This is a genomic window from Nigerium massiliense (assembly GCF_000826085.1).
In the GTDB taxonomy this organism is placed as follows: domain Bacteria; phylum Actinomycetota; class Actinomycetes; order Propionibacteriales; family Propionibacteriaceae; genus Propioniciclava; species Propioniciclava massiliense.
Genome location: NZ_CCYM01000003.1, coordinates 107,371 through 122,994 on the forward strand (window position 1 = coordinate 107,371; position 15,624 = coordinate 122,994).

General features: G+C 68.9%; 14 protein-coding genes and 1 tRNA gene. 9 read left to right on the forward strand and 6 right to left on the reverse strand.

Going from position 1 to position 15,624, the window contains the following annotated elements; translation table 11 throughout:
- Positions 1-10: 10 nt before the first annotated feature.
- Positions 11-616: a DoxX family membrane protein gene (locus tag BN1187_RS06855; RefSeq protein WP_040160399.1), complete on the reverse strand. Its 606-nt coding sequence runs from the start codon at positions 614-616 to the stop codon at positions 11-13.
- A 118-nt stretch (positions 617-734) separates the two neighbouring features.
- Between BN1187_RS06855 and BN1187_RS06860 the strand changes: the two genes are divergently transcribed.
- Positions 735-1,445, forward strand: a complete 711-nt coding sequence (locus BN1187_RS06860) for a sigma-70 family RNA polymerase sigma factor (protein WP_390620208.1) — start codon at positions 735-737, stop codon at positions 1,443-1,445.
- On the forward strand, positions 1,438-1,710 hold the full coding sequence (gene rsrA, locus BN1187_RS06865) for a mycothiol system anti-sigma-R factor (RefSeq protein ID WP_040160401.1): 273 nt from the start codon (positions 1,438-1,440) through the stop codon (positions 1,708-1,710). The genes BN1187_RS06860 and rsrA overlap by 8 nt, the downstream gene beginning before the upstream one ends.
- Before the next feature lie 104 nt (positions 1,711-1,814).
- Here rsrA and BN1187_RS15195 read toward each other — a convergent pair whose 3' ends face one another.
- Positions 1,815-1,889 carry a 50S ribosomal protein bL37 gene (locus tag BN1187_RS15195; protein ID WP_390620223.1) on the reverse strand — a complete coding sequence of 25 codons (75 nt, stop codon included), beginning with the start codon at positions 1,887-1,889 and terminating at the stop codon, positions 1,815-1,817.
- 123 nt (positions 1,890-2,012) lie between these two features.
- On the opposite strand from BN1187_RS15195, the gene BN1187_RS06870 reads away from it, so the two are divergent.
- Complete coding sequence (locus BN1187_RS06870) at positions 2,013-3,470, forward strand: sensor histidine kinase (protein WP_040162538.1); 1,458 nt, start codon at positions 2,013-2,015, stop codon at positions 3,468-3,470.
- 4 nt (positions 3,471-3,474) lie between these two features.
- Here the strand turns inward: BN1187_RS06870 and BN1187_RS06875 are convergent, their stop codons facing one another.
- Positions 3,475-3,723 carry a WhiB family transcriptional regulator gene (locus tag BN1187_RS06875; RefSeq protein WP_040160403.1) on the reverse strand — a complete coding sequence of 83 codons (249 nt, stop codon included), beginning with the start codon at positions 3,721-3,723 and terminating at the stop codon, positions 3,475-3,477.
- Positions 3,724-3,893: 170 nt separating this feature from the next.
- On the opposite strand from BN1187_RS06875, the gene BN1187_RS06880 reads away from it, so the two are divergent.
- On the forward strand, positions 3,894-4,265 hold the full coding sequence (locus BN1187_RS06880) for a hypothetical protein (protein WP_040160404.1): 372 nt from the start codon (positions 3,894-3,896) through the stop codon (positions 4,263-4,265).
- A gap of 49 nt (positions 4,266-4,314) precedes the next feature.
- Here the strand turns inward: BN1187_RS06880 and BN1187_RS06885 are convergent, their stop codons facing one another.
- From BN1187_RS06885 to BN1187_RS06895, 3 genes are all read right to left on the reverse strand, one after another.
- On the reverse strand, positions 4,315-4,494 hold the full coding sequence (locus tag BN1187_RS06885; RefSeq protein ID WP_040160405.1) for a DUF6104 family protein: 180 nt from the start codon (positions 4,492-4,494) through the stop codon (positions 4,315-4,317).
- Positions 4,495-4,496: 2 nt separating this feature from the next.
- A complete protein-coding gene (locus BN1187_RS06890; protein WP_072042005.1) occupies positions 4,497-8,429 on the reverse strand; it encodes a multifunctional oxoglutarate decarboxylase/oxoglutarate dehydrogenase thiamine pyrophosphate-binding subunit/dihydrolipoyllysine-residue succinyltransferase subunit in 3,933 nt (1,310 codons plus the stop codon).
- A 325-nt stretch (positions 8,430-8,754) separates the two neighbouring features.
- Positions 8,755-8,826 (reverse strand) — tRNA-Arg (locus BN1187_RS06895).
- Between the two features lie 122 nt (positions 8,827-8,948).
- On the opposite strand from BN1187_RS06895, the gene lysA reads away from it, so the two are divergent.
- The 5 genes from lysA to rho all read left to right on the forward strand — a co-directional run bounded on the left by lysA (position 8,949) and on the right by rho (position 15,607).
- Positions 8,949-10,352 (forward strand): diaminopimelate decarboxylase, encoded by a 1,404-nt coding sequence (gene lysA / locus BN1187_RS06900; protein ID WP_040160406.1) that lies wholly within the window; start codon positions 8,949-8,951, stop codon positions 10,350-10,352.
- Between the two features lie 25 nt (positions 10,353-10,377).
- Positions 10,378-11,688 (forward strand): homoserine dehydrogenase, encoded by a 1,311-nt coding sequence (locus tag BN1187_RS06905; protein WP_040162542.1) that lies wholly within the window; start codon positions 10,378-10,380, stop codon positions 11,686-11,688.
- A 1-nt stretch (position 11,689) separates the two neighbouring features.
- On the forward strand, positions 11,690-12,292 hold the full coding sequence (thrH, locus tag BN1187_RS06910; RefSeq protein WP_040160408.1) for a bifunctional phosphoserine phosphatase/homoserine phosphotransferase ThrH: 603 nt from the start codon (positions 11,690-11,692) through the stop codon (positions 12,290-12,292).
- Positions 12,289-13,494, forward strand: a complete 1,206-nt coding sequence (locus BN1187_RS06915; RefSeq protein ID WP_040160409.1) for a glycosyltransferase 87 family protein — start codon at positions 12,289-12,291, stop codon at positions 13,492-13,494. The genes thrH and BN1187_RS06915 overlap by 4 nt, the downstream gene beginning before the upstream one ends.
- A gap of 181 nt (positions 13,495-13,675) precedes the next feature.
- A complete protein-coding gene (gene rho / locus BN1187_RS06920; RefSeq protein WP_072042006.1) occupies positions 13,676-15,607 on the forward strand; it encodes a transcription termination factor Rho in 1,932 nt (643 codons plus the stop codon).
- The last annotated feature ends 17 nt before the right edge of the window (positions 15,608-15,624 follow it).

The window sequence follows — 15,624 nt, forward strand, 5'->3', positions numbered from 1 at the left end:
GGGCGCAGCCTCACTTGAACGTGCTCTGGAGTTGCTTGCCGGCCTTCTCTGCCTTGCGGTGCGCCTTCTTGTTCAGCTTGCCGGCGTCGCGGGAGAGCTGCTTGTTCAACTTGTTCGCATCGCGCGAGATCTCCTCGCCGCGCTTGCGGGCCGAACGGCCGAGGCGGGCGCCGAGGTCGGTGGCGCGCCAGCGGATGCTGGGGTTGCCCTTGGTGTCCTGGCTGACGACGAGCGCCGCGCCGGTCAGGGCGAGGTTGCGGATGAAGATCGAGCGGGCAGCCTTCTTGTCGCCGGCTCCGGTCGGGTTGGACGCCACCAGGTGCGGCAACATCGACAGGGCCGCGAGGCCGGCGCCGCCCCGGCTGGAGACGTTGGTGGCCATGCCCAGGCCGCCGAGCACCGACAGAGCGCCATCCACGCGGACGAGCGTCTTGGCGTCCTCGGGGATGTAGGCGCTCACCGACTCCGGCAGGGCCTTCTGCGCGAACGGCACGAACTTCTCGGCGAGCGGCTCGGCGGCCGAGACGAACTCGTCCGGCTTGCGGATGGCCTTCACGCCGTTGGAGATGAAGAAAGAGGCCAGCATGACGCGGCCGACACCACGAAGAAGATTCATGTGGTCATTCCTAGCGGGTCGCGCGGCGGGAGGCCAGCCCGCCCCGCCATCGTGACCCGAATGGTGCCTGCGTGGGTCACCAGGAATATTGGAGCGGCGGGACGGCGTTGAAGCGCCTGTGAGCATGACATTGATGGAACCGAGGACCCGTGGGGGTGAACGGCGGCGGCGCCTTGGCCCGGTATGGTCGATACCGATGACTGTTCCGGCTGCCAGCGACACCGTGCCCCAGGTCGATCTCGAGAACGAGACCCCGGCCGAACGCGACGCGCGCTTCGAGCGTGACGCCCTGCCGTACCTCGACCAGCTCTACGGCGCCGCGCTGCGCATGACGCGCAACCCCGCCGACGCCGAGGACGTCGTGCAGGAGGCCTATGCGAAGGCCTACGCGTCGTTCCACCAGTTCAAGCCGGGGACGAACCTCAAGGCCTGGCTCTACCGCATCCTCACCAACACCTACATCAACACGTACCGCAAGAAGCAGCGCCAGCCGCAGATCGCGGACGGCGAGAACGTCGAGGACTGGCAACTCGCCCGTGCCGAGCAGCACCAATCCACGGGCCTGCGCAGCGCCGAGATGGAGGCGCTCGACCTGGCGCCCGACTCCGTCGTCACCGAGGCGATGTCGGAGTTGGCGCCCGACTTCCGCCTGGCCGTCTACCTCGCCGACGTCGAGGGGTTCTCCTACAAGGAGATCGCCGAGATCATGGGCACCCCGATCGGCACCGTGATGTCGCGGCTCAACCGAGGGCGCACGCAGTTGCGCGCAAAGCTCGGCGACTACGCCCGCTCCCGCGGTATCGGACGGCAGGCGAACGCCGATGAGTGAGGAACTGTCCCGTCACGAACTGACCGACTGTTGCGAGGTCCTCGCCCGCATCGATCCCTTCCTCGATCACGAGTTGAGCGAGGAAGAGGCGGACGCCGTCCGTCGGCATCTGGCCGAGTGCGACGAGTGCCTGGAGCATGCCGACGTCGAAGCCGCGACCCGTGCCCTGCTGCGCCGGTGCTTTGGCTCGCAGCGTGCGCCCGAGAGCCTGCGGACGCGGGTGCTTATGCGCTACACGCACGTCGAGATCCGCACCACCGACTGAGCGGGCCCCGGCTCCCGACACGACAGAACCCCCCGACCGTCACGACGGTAGGGGGTTCTTCCGTTTCCGTGCTGCGGGTCGATCGCTCGGCCCGCAGGCGGTGGTCAGGCGTTGGGACGCTTGCCGTGGTTCGCCTTGTTCTTGCGACGAGCGCGACGCTTGCGGCCGGTCTTCCCCATGGGGGCCTCCTTCGTTGATCCGATCGTGGGCGCGCCGAAACGCACAAAGAGTCATTGTGCCACGCCGGACGCCGTGTGCCCAAGTTCGTCTCCCGCGGCGGGCGCCGTAGGCTGGCAGCCATGCTGTTGTCGCTAGCGGACGTGGTCGCCGCACGGACCAACCTCACCGCCGACGAGGCGCAGTGGCTCGAGCAGCTCACGAGTCAATGGGAGACGCTCGCCGATCTGTCCTTCTCCGACCTGGTGCTGTGGGTGCCGGGCCACGACGACAACACGTTCTGGGGTGCGGCGCAGATCCGGCCGACCACCGGGCCGACGGCGCTGGAGGAGGACGTCGTCGGCGACGAGATCGCCTACGAGCCCGATCACCTGGTGACGATGGCCTACCTGTCGGGAGAGATCGCCTACTCGTCGGAGCACCAGCTCGACGCGGGCATCCCCGTCGACGTGAAGGCCATTCCGGTCAGCCGGAACGACCACGTCATCGGCATCGTCGAGGTGCACACCAACCAGATGGGCGTCCGGGCACCCGGCGCCCTGGAGGACACCTACATCGAGGTGGCCAGGCTGCTGCAGCGCATGCTGTGGCGCGGGGAGTTCCCGATGGAGCAAAACGCCCCGCGGCGGTGGCAGAGCCCGCGCGTCGGCGACGGGAGCCTGCGGGTGGACGCCCAGGGTGTCATCACGTTCGCCAGCCCGAACGCGGTGAGCTCGTTCAGTCGGCTGGGCTTCATGGGCGACCTGGTGGGGGAGAACATCGTCGATGTCACCGACGCGTTCAGCCAACTCAAGCGAGAGCCCATCCAGTACCCGTCGCAGTGGACGGACACGGGGCCCTGGGAACTGGAGTTCGAGACCGAGCACGCGTCGATCCTGATGCGGATGCAGCCCCTACGCGGCGACGACGGTCCGTGCGGGGCGTTCCTGATGGTGCGCGACACCACCGACCTGCGGTCGAAGGACCGGCTGCTGATGACCAAGGACGCGATGATCCGGGAGATCCACCACCGCGTCAAGAACAACCTCCAAACGGTGTCGGCGCTGCTGCGGCTGCAGTCTCGGCGCTCCCAATCGGAAGAGGCTCAGGACGCGCTCAGCGACGCCCAGAAGCGGGTCGCGGCGATCGCGCTGGTGCACGAGATCCTGTCGCAGGGGTTCGACTCCTCGGTCGACTTCGACGAGGTGGCCGACCGGCTGCTGTCGATGGTGCGGGACGTCTCGTCGTCCCCGTCGCTGGTCGATCTGAAGCGGGAGGGCACGTTCGGGCTGATCCCCGCGGATGTGGCCAACAGCCTGTCGCTGGTGCTGACCGAGGTCACGCAGAACGCGCTGGAGCACGGGCTCAAGGACGGCCCGGGAACGGTGAGCGTCCGCCCCCACCAGGAGGACGGACGCTTGGTGGTCGAGGTGCTCAATGACGGCGAGCCGATCCCCGAGGGCTTCGATGTGACCGCTCAGACCAACAGCCTGGGCCTGTCCATCGTCTCGACGTTGGTGCGGGACCGGCGCGGATCGTTCACGATGAGGCCGCTGCCGGACGGCGCCGGCACCGTGGCCCGCATCGAGGTGTCGCTCGTCTAGGGGGTCAGCGGCGGGACCGTGACCGGGCGTTGCGGCGCTTCATGGCGCGGCGCTCGTCCTCGCTCAGGCCACCCCACACGCCGTGATCCTGGCCGGCCTCCAGTGCCCACTGCAGGCACTCGGCGCGCACTTCGCACCGCTCGCAGACCTTTTTGGCCTCGGCGATCTGCATGATCGCCGGGCCCGTGTTGCCGACCGGGAAGAACAACTCGGGGTCTTCGGTCAGGCAGGCAGCCCTGTGGCGCCAGTCCATGCGGCACCCACTCCTTTGATGCTTGGTTCTGAGGTGAACATAAGAAAAGCGCCCCGTTGTGCGGGACGCGGCACTCGATCAAGATTGGCGTGTGGGCGACGATTTCACAAGGGTATGCACGAATTTCCGCGAGATCATGGCCCGTTCGACCCTCGCTACAGTGGGCTTTGATGACCACTGAGCCCGCCGGACGCCCGGCCGCCCTCGTCCTGGCCGCCGCGCTGTCCGCGGTGGCCGCCGTCTTCCTGCTGGCGATGGCGGGCGCCTCGTTGAGCGCCGGCGGTGGCTCGCTGGGCCGCGGCGTCGCGGCCTTCTTGGCCCTGTGGGGGCTGATCGTCGGGTGGGTGTCGATCGCCCTGTTCCGCGGACGCCCCTGGGCGCGCGGTCCCGTGGTCGCCGCGGCACTCATCCATGTCGCGAGCATGGTGAGCTTCGCCACCAGCCAGCCGTGGGCGTGGCTCGGTGCCGTCGTCGCGCTCGCGACCGTCGTCGCGGCCGTGTGGCCCAGCACGACCCACGCGCTGCACCTCGACCGCTCCTGACGCGGAAAGGGGAGCCCGTTGCCGGGCTCCCCTCCTCGTCAGCGACCGCTCAGTCGTCGTCCTCGTCGTCGAGCCGCGCCAGCCAGGTGGCCAGCCGCTCGATCGCCGTCTCGAACTCCGGGTTGAGGTCGGTGAACACGCGCAACTGCTCGGCGACCCACGCCAGCGTGACCTCTTCCTCGCCCCGGCGGGACTCGAGTTCCTCGGTCCCTCGATCGGTGAAGTACACCCCTACTCCGCGAACGCCTGGTCGAGCAGGGTCTTGGCCTGCTCCTTGTGCACGTTCGCCAGGCCGACCGATGGGGCGGACGCCGCCGGGCGGGTGATCGGGCGCATCGACAGCGTGTAGCCGGGCAGGTGCTTGGCGACGGCGTCCGGCAGGAAGTGGTCGAGGAACATGTACGCGCCCTGGTTGTAGGGCTCGTCCTGCACCCAGCGCACGTCCGTGACCTCGCGGTAGGGCTCCAGCTCAGCCGCCAGTTCCCTGTCGGGCAGGGGGTAGAGGCGCTCCAGGGTCAGGATCGCCACCTCCTGCTCGAGCCCGCGCTTGGCGCGTTCGGCGTACAGCTCCCAACGGATCTTGCCGCTGCACAGGATGACCCGGCGCACCGTCGAGGGATCCTCGATGGTCGGGTCGCCCATGGCCGGCTGCCAGCGTCCGTCGGTGAGCTCGTCGACCGACGACATGGCCGCCTTGGCGCGCAGCATCGACTTCGGCGTGAGGATCACCAGCGGGCGGTGCCAGTTCACATAGGTGTGCTGGCGCAGCAGGTGGAAGTAGGACGCCGGGCTCGACGGCTGGCAGACCGCCAGCGCGCCCTCGGCGCTCAGCTGCAGCCACCGCTCCATGCGGGAGGAGCTGTGGTCGGGACCCTGGCCCTCGTAGCCGTGCGGGAGGAGCAGGACGACGCCCGACTTCTGCTGCCACTTCGCGAAGCCCGACGAGATGAACTCGTCCGCGATCACCTGGGCGCCGTTGGCGAAGTCTCCGAACTGACCCTCCCAGCAGACCAGCGCCTGCGGGGAAGCCACGGAGTAGCCGTACTCGAAGCCCATGGCCGCGTACTCGCTCAGCAGGGAGTCGTACACGTAGAACTGGCCCTGATCGTCCGACAGGTGCTTCAGCGGGACGTACTCCTCGTTGGTGCGCCGGTCGACGATGGCCGCGAACCGCTGGCTGAACGTGCCACGGCGGGTGTCCTGGCCGACGAGCCGGACGTTACGGCCCTCCAGCAGCAGCGAGCCCATCGAGAGCAGCTCGGCGGTGGCCCAGTCGACCTTGCCTTCCTCCAGCTGCTTGACGCGACGCTGCAGCTGCGGCAGCACCTTCGGGTGCACGGCGAAGTCGTCCGGGAACTCGACCTGGCTCGCGATGACGCGGTCGAGGGTCTCCCGGTCGACGGCGGTGCCGCGATCCTTGCCGAGCTTGGCCGGGTAGAACGGCGTGCGCATGTACTCGTCGTCCTCGCCGGTCTGCTCGCGGACCTCCTGGAAGACGCTCTCAAGACGCGCCCGGAACTTCTCGCTGACCATCTCGGCGTCGTCCGTGGTGATGTCGCCGCGTCCGATGAGGGACTCGGTGTACAGCTTGCGGACGCTCCGCTTCTGCTCGATCAGGTCGTACATCTGCGGCTGCGTGAAGCTGGGGTCGTCCCCCTCGTTGTGGCCGCGGCGACGGTAGGTCACCAGGTCGATGACGACGTCCTTGTGGAAGCGCTGCACGTAGCGGTAGGCGAGCTGCGCGGTGCGGGCGACGGCCTCGGGGTCATCGCCGTTGACGTGCAGGACGGGCGCCGAGATCGACTTGGCCACGTCGGTGCAGTACACCGACGTGCGCGACTCGGTAGGGGCCGTTGTGAAGCCGACCTGGTTGTTGACGACCACGTGCACTGTGCCGCCGACCTTGAAGCCCCGCAGCTGGCTCATCTGCAGGACCTCGTAGTTCACGCCCTGGCCGGCGAAGGACGCGTCACCGTGCAGCAGCACCGGCAGCACGGGGTAGTAGTCGTCGTCGTCGGGCGGGCCGAGGTGGTCCTGCTTGGCGCGGGTGATGCCCTCCAGGACGGGATTCACGGCCTCGAGGTGGCTGGGGTTGGCGGCCACGGACGTCTTGATCGTCTTGCCGGAGGACGCCTTGAACTCGCCCTCGGCGCCCAGGTGGTACTTGACGTCGCCGGTACCCATCGTCTGGTTCGGGTCGACGGTGCCCTCGAACTCGCGGAAGATCTGGCCGTAGCTCTTGCCCACGATGTTCGCCAGCACGTTGAGGCGACCGCGGTGGGGCATGCCGATGCAGACCTCGTCGAGGCCATCGTCGGCGGCCTGCTCGCAGATCTCGTCGAGCATGACGATCATCGACTCGGAGCCCTCGAGGCTGAACCGCTTCTGCCCGATGAACTTCGTCTGCAGGAACGTCTCGAAGATCTCGGCCTCGTTGAGCTTGTCGAGGATGCGCAGGTGCTCCTCGCGGGGCCAGCGCTTGAGGGGCACCTCGAACTGCTGCTGCATCCAGCGCCGCTGCTCGACGTCCCGAATATGCATGTACTCGACGCCGACGCTGCCGCAGTACGACGTGCGCAGCTGCGTCAGGATGTCGCGCAGCTTCATCGTCTCGTGCTCGTGCGAGGCGAACCGGCCCACCGGGAACTCGCGGTCGAGATCCCACAGCGTCAGACCGTGGCTCTCGATCAGCAGGTCGTCGTGGGAGCGCTGACGGTACTCGAGCGGGTCGATGTCGGCCATCAGGTGGCCGAAGCTGCGGTAGGAGTCGATCAGCTCCAAGACGCGCGCGCCCTTGCCGACCTCGAACGCGCGGTGCGCGGAATCGTCCTCGGCCCAGCGGATCGGCTGGTACGGCACGCGCAGCGCGGCGAAGATCTCGTCGTAGAAGTCGTGCTGGCCGATGAGCAGCTCGTGCATGACCTTGAGGAACTCGCCGGAGACGGCGCCCTGGATCACGCGGTGGTCGTACGTGGACGTCAGCGTGGTGATCTTGGAGACCGCCATGTCGTGACGGACGCGGTCGCTGGCCCCCTGGAACTCCGGCGGCCAGTCGATCGAACCGACGCCCAGGATCACACCCTGGCCGTTCATGAGGCGCGGGACCGAGTGGCTGGTGCCGATGCCGCCCGGGTTGGTCAGCGAGCACGTGGTGCCGGCGAAGTCGTCGACCGTGAGTGCGCCCTCACGGGACTTCTTGACGATGTCCTCGTAGGCCTTCCAGAACTCGGCGAAGTTCAGGTCCTCGGCCTGCTTGATGTTGGGGACCAGAAGTTGGCGGGTGTCGCCCTTCTTGATGTCGATCGCCAGGCCCAGGTTGATCGAGTTGGGCTGCACCAGGTTCGGCTTGCCGTCGACCACCTCGTAGGCGACGTTCATGTCCGGGACCATCTTGATGGCTTGGACCATCGCGAAGCCCAGGATGTGCGTGAACGACACCTTGCCGCCGGTGGTGCGGGCCAGGTGGTCGTTGATCATCTGGCGCTCGTCGATGACGAGCTTCATCGGGATGTTGCGGACCGTGGTCGCCGTCGGCATGGACAGCGACGCGTCCATGTTCTTGGCGGTGCGCATCGGCGCACCCTTCATCACGGTCTTCTTCGGCCCGTCCGCCTTCGCCTCGCGCTTGGTGGCACGCGTGGGGCGGTTGGCCGACAAACCGCCGGCCGAGCCCGGGTTCTCGGGGCCCCTGCCCGTGGTGACCGGCTTGCTGGCATTGCCCTTCTCGATGGTGCGGGTCTCCGCGGACGGCTTGGACGCCTTCGGCTTGCCCTTCTCGGTCTTCTCCGTTGAGGCGCCGGTGTTGGCCTCGGTCGGGACGTCGTTCGCCTGCCTCGGCTGCTTGTCCGCCCCCTGCTGCTTCGCGGAGCTGTCGTCCGTCGCGGGCTCCTTCGCCGCGGTCGGCGCCGACTGGCGGGGCGGCGCAGGCTTCGGGCCGGGGTTGCCGGCCGGCTCCTGGGCGGGCTTGGTCGAGGACGCCTCCGCGCGCGCCGACGCCCCGCCGGAATCGCCGGAGGAGTCAGATTGATCGGCGAAGAAGGAGCGCCAACTCTCGTCCACCGACGAGGGGTCCTTCTGGTATTGGTCGTACATCTCTTCGATGAGCCAGTCGTTGGCTCCGAACTCAGCGGAGATGTCGTGGTTGTTCTCGGGCGCCGTCGCCACAATCGCCTTCTTCCGGTCGCTACATGAACTACGGGGATGACCCGCGTAGTTCATGCTAACCAGTCGCGGAGAAGTTGGGGTACCGCCGGGCCGCTGTATCTCGACACCGGGACATTCTCGTGACCGGATTCCGTCCCACTCGTGACCGGATTGCGTCGGGTGGCCGGGGGCTCGCCAGGCCCGAGCGGGCGGCGTCGCGTGGGTGATCCAGCGGGTCGAGAGCGTGAGCATCAGGGCGGTGGTGTGGGCGCCGGACTGGGTCCTGTGGTGGGGCTCGGTCCTGGTTGGGCTTGATCGTCGCCTCGTGACCGCGGTGTCGTCGTCGCGCCCCCAGCAGGATTCGAACCTGCGCTCCCGCCTCCGGAGGGCGGTGCTCTATCCCCTGAGCTATGGGGGCCGAACAAGCGTCGTTCAGCATAGCAAAGGATCCGCGGCATCAAGAACGCGGGCCTCCTCGCGGCGGTCCATCGTCTGAAAGCGCGCGCGGCCCGACTTGGGGATCTGGCACAGTGGCGGACCGTGACCCACATGCACGTTGCCGGTTCGATCCACGCCGATGCCACCAGTCCCGCGCCGGTCTGGCTCGCCAAGCCGGACGATGTGAACGCGCTCGACCAGCGGCTGTGGAGCCGCACGGTACGCCGGGGCGAGGACGGAGCGCTCGAGGTCGGGGGCCGCAGCGTCCCGAGCATCGTGGAGGAGACCGGGACGGCCGTCTACATCACCGACGAGGCGGACTTTCTGGCGCGCGCGGCCGAGTGGCGCGACGCCTTCGAGGGCTGGCACGTCTACTACGCGGGCAAGAGCTTCCTGTGTGGCACCGTCGCACGCTGGCTCGAGCGGGCCGGGCTCGGGCTGGACGTGTGCTCGCTCGGCGAGCTCACCGTGGCGCTGCGCGCCGGCTTCGACCCGGCCAAGCTCGGCCTGCACGGCAACAACAAGTCGGACGAGGAACTGCGGCTGGCCCTGACCAGCGGCGTCGGCCGCATCATCGTCGATTCGGCCCAAGAGATCACCCGGTTGGAGCGGCTCACCGAGGAGCTGGACGTCCGGGCCCGCGTCCTCATCCGGGTCACGACCGGCGTCGAGGCGCACACCCACGAGTACATCGCGACCGCGCACGAGGATCAGAAGTTCGGCCTGTCCATCAACGGCGGGCAGGCGCTGGTGGGCATGGTGCGCTGCTTCCACAGCCCGCGCATCGACCTGCTGGGCGTCCACAGCCACATCGGGTCGCAGATCTTCGACACCAACGGCTTCGAGGTCGCGGCGCGCCGCACGCTGAAGCTCATCGACCAGTTCCGCGAGGCGACCGGGGTGGTGCTCAGCGAGCTCGACCTCGGCGGCGGCTTCGGCATCGCCTACACCTCGCAGGACTCCCCGGCGTCCCCGGCCGACCTGGCGGCGTCGCTGATCGAGATCGTCGAGCACGAGTGCCGGGGCTTCGGCCTGCCCGTGCCGCAGCTGTCGATCGAGCCCGGACGCGCGATCTGCGGGCCCGCGGCGATGGCCGTCTACACCGTCGGCACCGTCAAGAGCGTGGAGATCGGCGGCGGTTTCAGCCGACGCTACGTGAGCGTGGACGGCGGCATGAGCGACAACATCCGTCCCGCGCTGTACGCGGCCGAGTACTCGGCGAGCGTCGCCAACCGCGCGTCGTCGGCAGAACCGGTGCTGAGCCGAGTGGTGGGCCTGCACTGCGAGGGTGGCGACATCCTGGTGCGCGACGTGTGGCTGCCGGACGACCTTCGTCCCGGCGACCTGATCGCGGTTCCCGCCGCCGGCGCGTACAGCCGGTCGATGGCGAGCAACTACAACCACACGCCGCGGCCGCCGGTCGTCTCGGTCGCCGACGGTACTGTGAGCACTTTGATCCGGCGGGAGACGCTGGACGACCTCCTGGCCCTCGACGCGGGCCTGTGACGGGGACCGTGGGGGAAGGGCGATGATGATCAAACGGAACGGGCCGCTGCGCCTGGCGCTGCTCGGCTGCGGGGTGGTGGGCTCGCAGGTGGCGCGCCTGCTGCTCGAGGAGGCCGACGAGTTCGAGGCCCGCGTCGGCCGGCGGCTGGAACTGGTCGGCATCGGCGTCCGGCACGACGCCGAGCGGCCGGGCATCGACCCGGCGCTGCTCACCACCGACGTCGAGGGCCTGCTCGCAGAGCCCGACATCGATCTCGTCGTCGAGCTGATCGGCGGCATCGACCCGGCCCGGGCCTACGTGCTCAGCGCGCTGCGCTCGGGGGCGTCCGTCGTCACCGCCAACAAGGCGCTGCTCGCCTCGCACCCCGAGCTCTTCGCCGCCGCGGCCGAGGCCGGCGTCGACCTGTACTACGAAGCCGCCGTGGCCGGCGCGATCCCGATCATCCGGCCGCTGTCGGAGTCGCTGATCGGCGACGCCGTCACGTCCGTCACCGGCGTGGTCAACGGCACCACCAACTACATCCTCGACCAGATGCACACCGCCAAGGTGTGCTTTCCCGAGGCGCTCGCGGACGCGCAGCGGCTCGGCTACGCGGAGGCCGACCCCACGGCCGACGTCGAGGGCGACGACGCCGCCGCCAAGGCCGCCCTGCTGGCCAGCCTCGCCTTCCACACGCGGGTCACCCGCGACGACGTCGAGACCGAGGGCATCAGCGCCGTCACCGAGGCCGATATCGAGGCGGCCGAGGAGCTGCGCTGCGTGATCAAGTTGCTCGCGCACTGCTCGCTGGACAGCGCAGGCTCGGTGACCGTCAACGTCCACCCGACGATGGTGCCGCTGGAGCACCCGCTCGCCTCCATCCACGGCGCCAACAACGCCATCTTCGTCGAGTGCATCAACGCGGGTCAGCTGATGTTCATGGGCCCCGGCGCCGGGGGCACGCCCACGGCGTCCGCCGTGCTCGGCGACATCGTGACGGCCGCCCGCAACCGTGTCCGGGGCGTCGCGGGCCCGGCCGTCCCGAACCACCAGACCCGCGGGATCACCGAGCCCAGCGAGGCGAGCTCGCGCTACTACCTGCAGCTCCTCGTCGAGGACAGCCCGGGGGTGCTCGCGCGCCTCGCGGAGGCGTTCGCGGAGCGTGGGGTGTCCATCCAGGTCGTCCGGCAGGAGCCGTGCGCGGGTGAAGAGGGACCCGAGGTCACCGGCCTGGCTCGCCTGGGCGTCATGACGCACGCCGCGTCGCATCGCGACGTCGCCGCCACCGTGTCGGAGCTGGAATCGCTGCCCCAGGTGCGCGAAGGTGTGCGTGTCATGCGAGTCGAAGGGATGTGACATGGACCTGGCCTGCCTCGACCTCGAGGGCGTCCTGGTACCCGAGATCTGGATCAACGTCGCCGAGCGCACCGGGATCGAGGAGCTGCGGCTGACGACGCGCGACATCCCCGACTACGACCAGCTGATGACCCACCGGCTGAACGTGCTGGGGAAGCACGACGTGGCGTTGTCGCAGATCAAGGAGGTGATCGCCGGCATGGGTCCGTTGCCCGGCGCCGCCGAGTTCCTCGACTGGCTGCGCGAGCGCTACCAGGTCGTCATCCTGTCGGACACCTTCTACCAGTTCGGCATGCCGCTGATGGCCCACCTCGGCTATCCGACGCTGCTGTGCCACAACCTGCGCACCGAGGGCGACCGCATCACCGGCTACGAGCTGCGCCAGGCCGACCCGAAGACGAAGGCCGTCCGCGCGTTCCAATCCCTGAACCTGCGCGTGGTCGCCACCGGCGACTCCTACAACGACACCGGCATGCTGAGCGCCGCCGAGGCCGGCATCCTGTTCAGCCCGCCGGCCACTGTCATCGAGGAGTTCCCGCAGTTCCCGGTCGCCAACGACTACGACGAGCTGCGGGCGGAGTTCGAACGGGCTCGCCTGCAGTGAACCGGGCTGTCTGGGCTCGGGCGGCCCGCGGGCTCGCGTGGCTGCTTCTGCCCCTGGCCGCCGCCATCTGGGTGGCGGCCGTCCAGATCGCCGGCGGGTCGATCGACCCCTGGCGGCCCGCGATGATCGACCTCGACGTCTACCGCCGCGCCGCCGGCGACCTCCTCGCCGGGCGGGATTTCTACGCGACGCCGGACGGTCAGCTGCCCTGGATCTATCCCGCGTTCGCCGCGCTGCTGAGCCTCCCCTTGGGCCTCATTCCCCTGAAGACGGCCCAGGTGTTCTGGCTGCTGCTCAACGTGGTGGCGCTGTGGGCGATCCTGGGCCGGCTGGGCCTGTCGGGCTGGCGCAACGCGATGGCGACCACCCTGTGCGTCCTCGTGGTCGAGCCGGTCCGCGAGACCCTCGGGTTCGGCCAGCTCGGCATCCTGCTGGTCGCCGCGGCCTGGCTGGATTCCGCGCCCGGACCCCGGCTGCTGCGGCGCCGCCTCCTGCCCGAGGGCTGGCTGGTGGGCGTCGCGACCGCCGTGAAGCTGACGCCGGCCGTCGTCGCGGCCTACAACTTCTTCGCTGGACGCCGCAAGCCCGGCCTGGTGGCCTTCTTCACCTTCTGCGCGGCGTCGCTGCTCGCGCTGCTCGTCCTGCCAGGAGCGAGCATGGCGTACTGGCGCGGCCTGCTGTCGGGGGACAGCGGGATCAACACCGGGATCATCTTCAAGACGAACCAGTCGGCGATGGGACTATGGGCGCGCCTGTTCGGCGAGCTCAACCGCGGGGGACTGGTGCTCAGCGCCGTCGTCCTCGTGCTGGGCATCGCCGGCGCGGTGGCGATGCACCGTGCCGGCGAGGTGTCGCTGGCGATCTGCCTGGCCGGCTACACGAGCCTGTTGGCCTCGCCGATCTCGTGGTCGCACCACTACGTGTGGGTCGTCCCGCTGACGGTGGTGCTGCTCCGCGGGACGCACCTGCCGGCACCGCTGCGGCTGTTCGGGCTGATCTACTGCCTGTGGACGATCGAGGCCCCGTTCAAGAAGCTCCCGGGCGGCGACGGCGCCGAACTGGCCTACACGCCGGTGTTCCAGTTCATCGCGAACGCGGGAATCGTGGCCGGTGTGGTGTTCCTGGCGATGGGCCTCGGCTACGGGCTCGGGATGGCGCGCCGCGGTGGAATGCGCGATCGCTCTGCCGGGGTGCTACAGTAACGACTGCGCGTTCGCCGCCTGCCCCGAGACTTTTCGCGAGATCGGGGAAGTGATCGCCGCGATCTGCTCAAGGTCGACGCGGTCCGCACCAGCATTTTTCAATCTCAGCTCGGCTCAGCCGAGCCGGTTCCCACCATCGACGTGCGGCGACGTCGCCGGGAATCGATCCGAAAGGAACTCCGTGACCGACACGTTGGAATCCGGTCCCTCCCGTCGAGGGGGATCCGGACTCGAGTCCATGTTGCTTCCCGAGCTGAAGAAGCTGGCCAATTCCATGGGCCTCCGGGGGACCGGGGCGATGCGTAAGTCCGATCTGATCGCCGCCATCCGTGGCGCGCAGTCCGGCTCCGCACCCACCCCCCACCGTTCCGCGCAGCAGGCCGAGGCGCCGCGCACGGAGCCTCAGCAGACGCAGCCGCAGCGGGCCGAGCAACCGGCTCCGGCCGCCGACGAGCGTCAGGCGGACAACCGCCAGGCCGGACGCCGCGACCAGGACTCACGCGGCGAGGGCTCAGGCGAGCGCCGCACCCGGGAGCGCCGGCCCGAGCGCTCGACCGAGGACGGCAAGGATCAGCACCGCGACAACCGCCGCGACGGCGAGCGGCGCCACGACGAGCCGGCGGGTGACCCGGCGCCGGGCGAGGAGGGCGGCGCCGACGATGTGGCCGCCCGACTGGAGCAGCTCGCCCAGTCCGGTGGACGCCGCCGGCGCGACCGCTCCGAGAATCAGGCCGACGGCGACGACACGTCCGGCGGCACCAGCAACAATCGCGGCGGCGACAACTCCCGTCGCGACCGCAACGATCGCGACGACTCGTCCCGCGACAACAACCACCAGAATAACCGCCGCAACTCCGACGACGACGACTACTCGGGCGGGCGGCGCAACCGCCGCCGGCGCCGGGACCGGCAGAACCGGCGCGGCAACCGTCAGGGCAACAACCTGGATCGCCTCGAGGTCGACACCGACGTCCACGAGGACGACGTGCTCGTCCAGGCGTCCGGGATCCTCGACGTCCTCGACAACTACGCGTTCGTGCGCACCACCGGCTACCTTCCGGGCTCCAACGACGCGTACGTGTCGCTGTCGATGGTCAAGAAGTTCGGCCTGCGCAAGGGCGACGTCATCACCGGGTCGATCCGGCAGCCGCGCGAGGGCGAGCGCAAGGAGAAGTTCAACCCGCTCGTCAAGATCGAGACGGTGAACGGTGATGATCCGGAGAAGGCTAAGGGGCGTCCCGAGTTCAACAAGCTGACGCCGCTGTACCCGCAGGAGCGGCTGCGCCTCGAGACGACGCGGACGAACATGACCGGCCGCATCGTCGACATCGTGGCGCCCGTCGGCAAGGGGCAGCGTGGTCTGATCGTCTCGCCGCCGAAGGCCGGCAAGACGATGGTGATGCAGTCCATCGCGAATTCGATCACCGAGAACAACCCCGAGGTGCACCTCATGGTCGTCCTCGTCGACGAGCGTCCCGAGGAGGTCACCGACTTCCAGCGCAGCGTCAAGGGCGAGGTCATCGCGTCGACGTTCGACCGTCCGGCCGACGACCACACCACCATCGCCGAACTGGCGATCGAGCGGGCGAAGCGCCTGGTCGAACTGGGCCACGACGTCGTCGTCCTGCTGGACGGCATCACCCGCCTCAGCCGCGCGTACAACCTGGCCGCGCCGGCGTCCGGACGCATCCTGTCCGGCGGCGTCGACTCGGCGGCGCTGTACCCGCCGAAGAAGTTCTTCGGCGCCGCGCGTAACATCGAGCAGGGCGGTTCGCTGACGATCCTGGCGACCGCGCTCGTCGAGACCGGTTCGAAGATGGACGAGGTGATCTTCGAGGAGTTCAAGGGTACCGGCAACATGGAGCTGCGCCTGCGCCGCGAGCTGGCCGACAAGCGCATCTTCCCGGCGATCGACGCGGTCGCGTCCGGTACCCGCCGCGAAGAGCAGTTGATGACCCGCGAGGAGCTGTCGATCATCTGGAAGCTGCGCCGCGTGCTCAGCGGCCTGGACGATCAGCAGGCCCTCGAGATGCTCATCAACCGACTGAAGAAGACCACGACGAACCTCGAGTTCCTCCACGTGATCTCGCGTACCACCCCGAACTCTGACTAGGGAATAACGCAGCCGGC

Coding starts and splice junctions, on each gene's coding strand:
- BN1187_RS06855 (WP_040160399.1), bottom strand. CDS start 616: ATGAATCTTCTTCGTGGTGTCGGCCGCGTCATGCTGGCCTCTTTCTTC.
- rsrA (WP_040160401.1), top strand. CDS start 1,438: ATGAGTGAGGAACTGTCCCGTCACGAACTGACCGACTGTTGCGAGGTC.
- BN1187_RS06875 (WP_040160403.1), bottom strand. CDS start 3,723: ATGGACTGGCGCCACAGGGCTGCCTGCCTGACCGAAGACCCCGAGTTG.
- BN1187_RS06880 (WP_040160404.1), top strand. CDS start 3,894: ATGACCACTGAGCCCGCCGGACGCCCGGCCGCCCTCGTCCTGGCCGCC.
- BN1187_RS06905 (WP_040162542.1), top strand. CDS start 10,378: ATGATCAAACGGAACGGGCCGCTGCGCCTGGCGCTGCTCGGCTGCGGG.
- thrH (WP_040160408.1), top strand. CDS start 11,690: ATGGACCTGGCCTGCCTCGACCTCGAGGGCGTCCTGGTACCCGAGATC.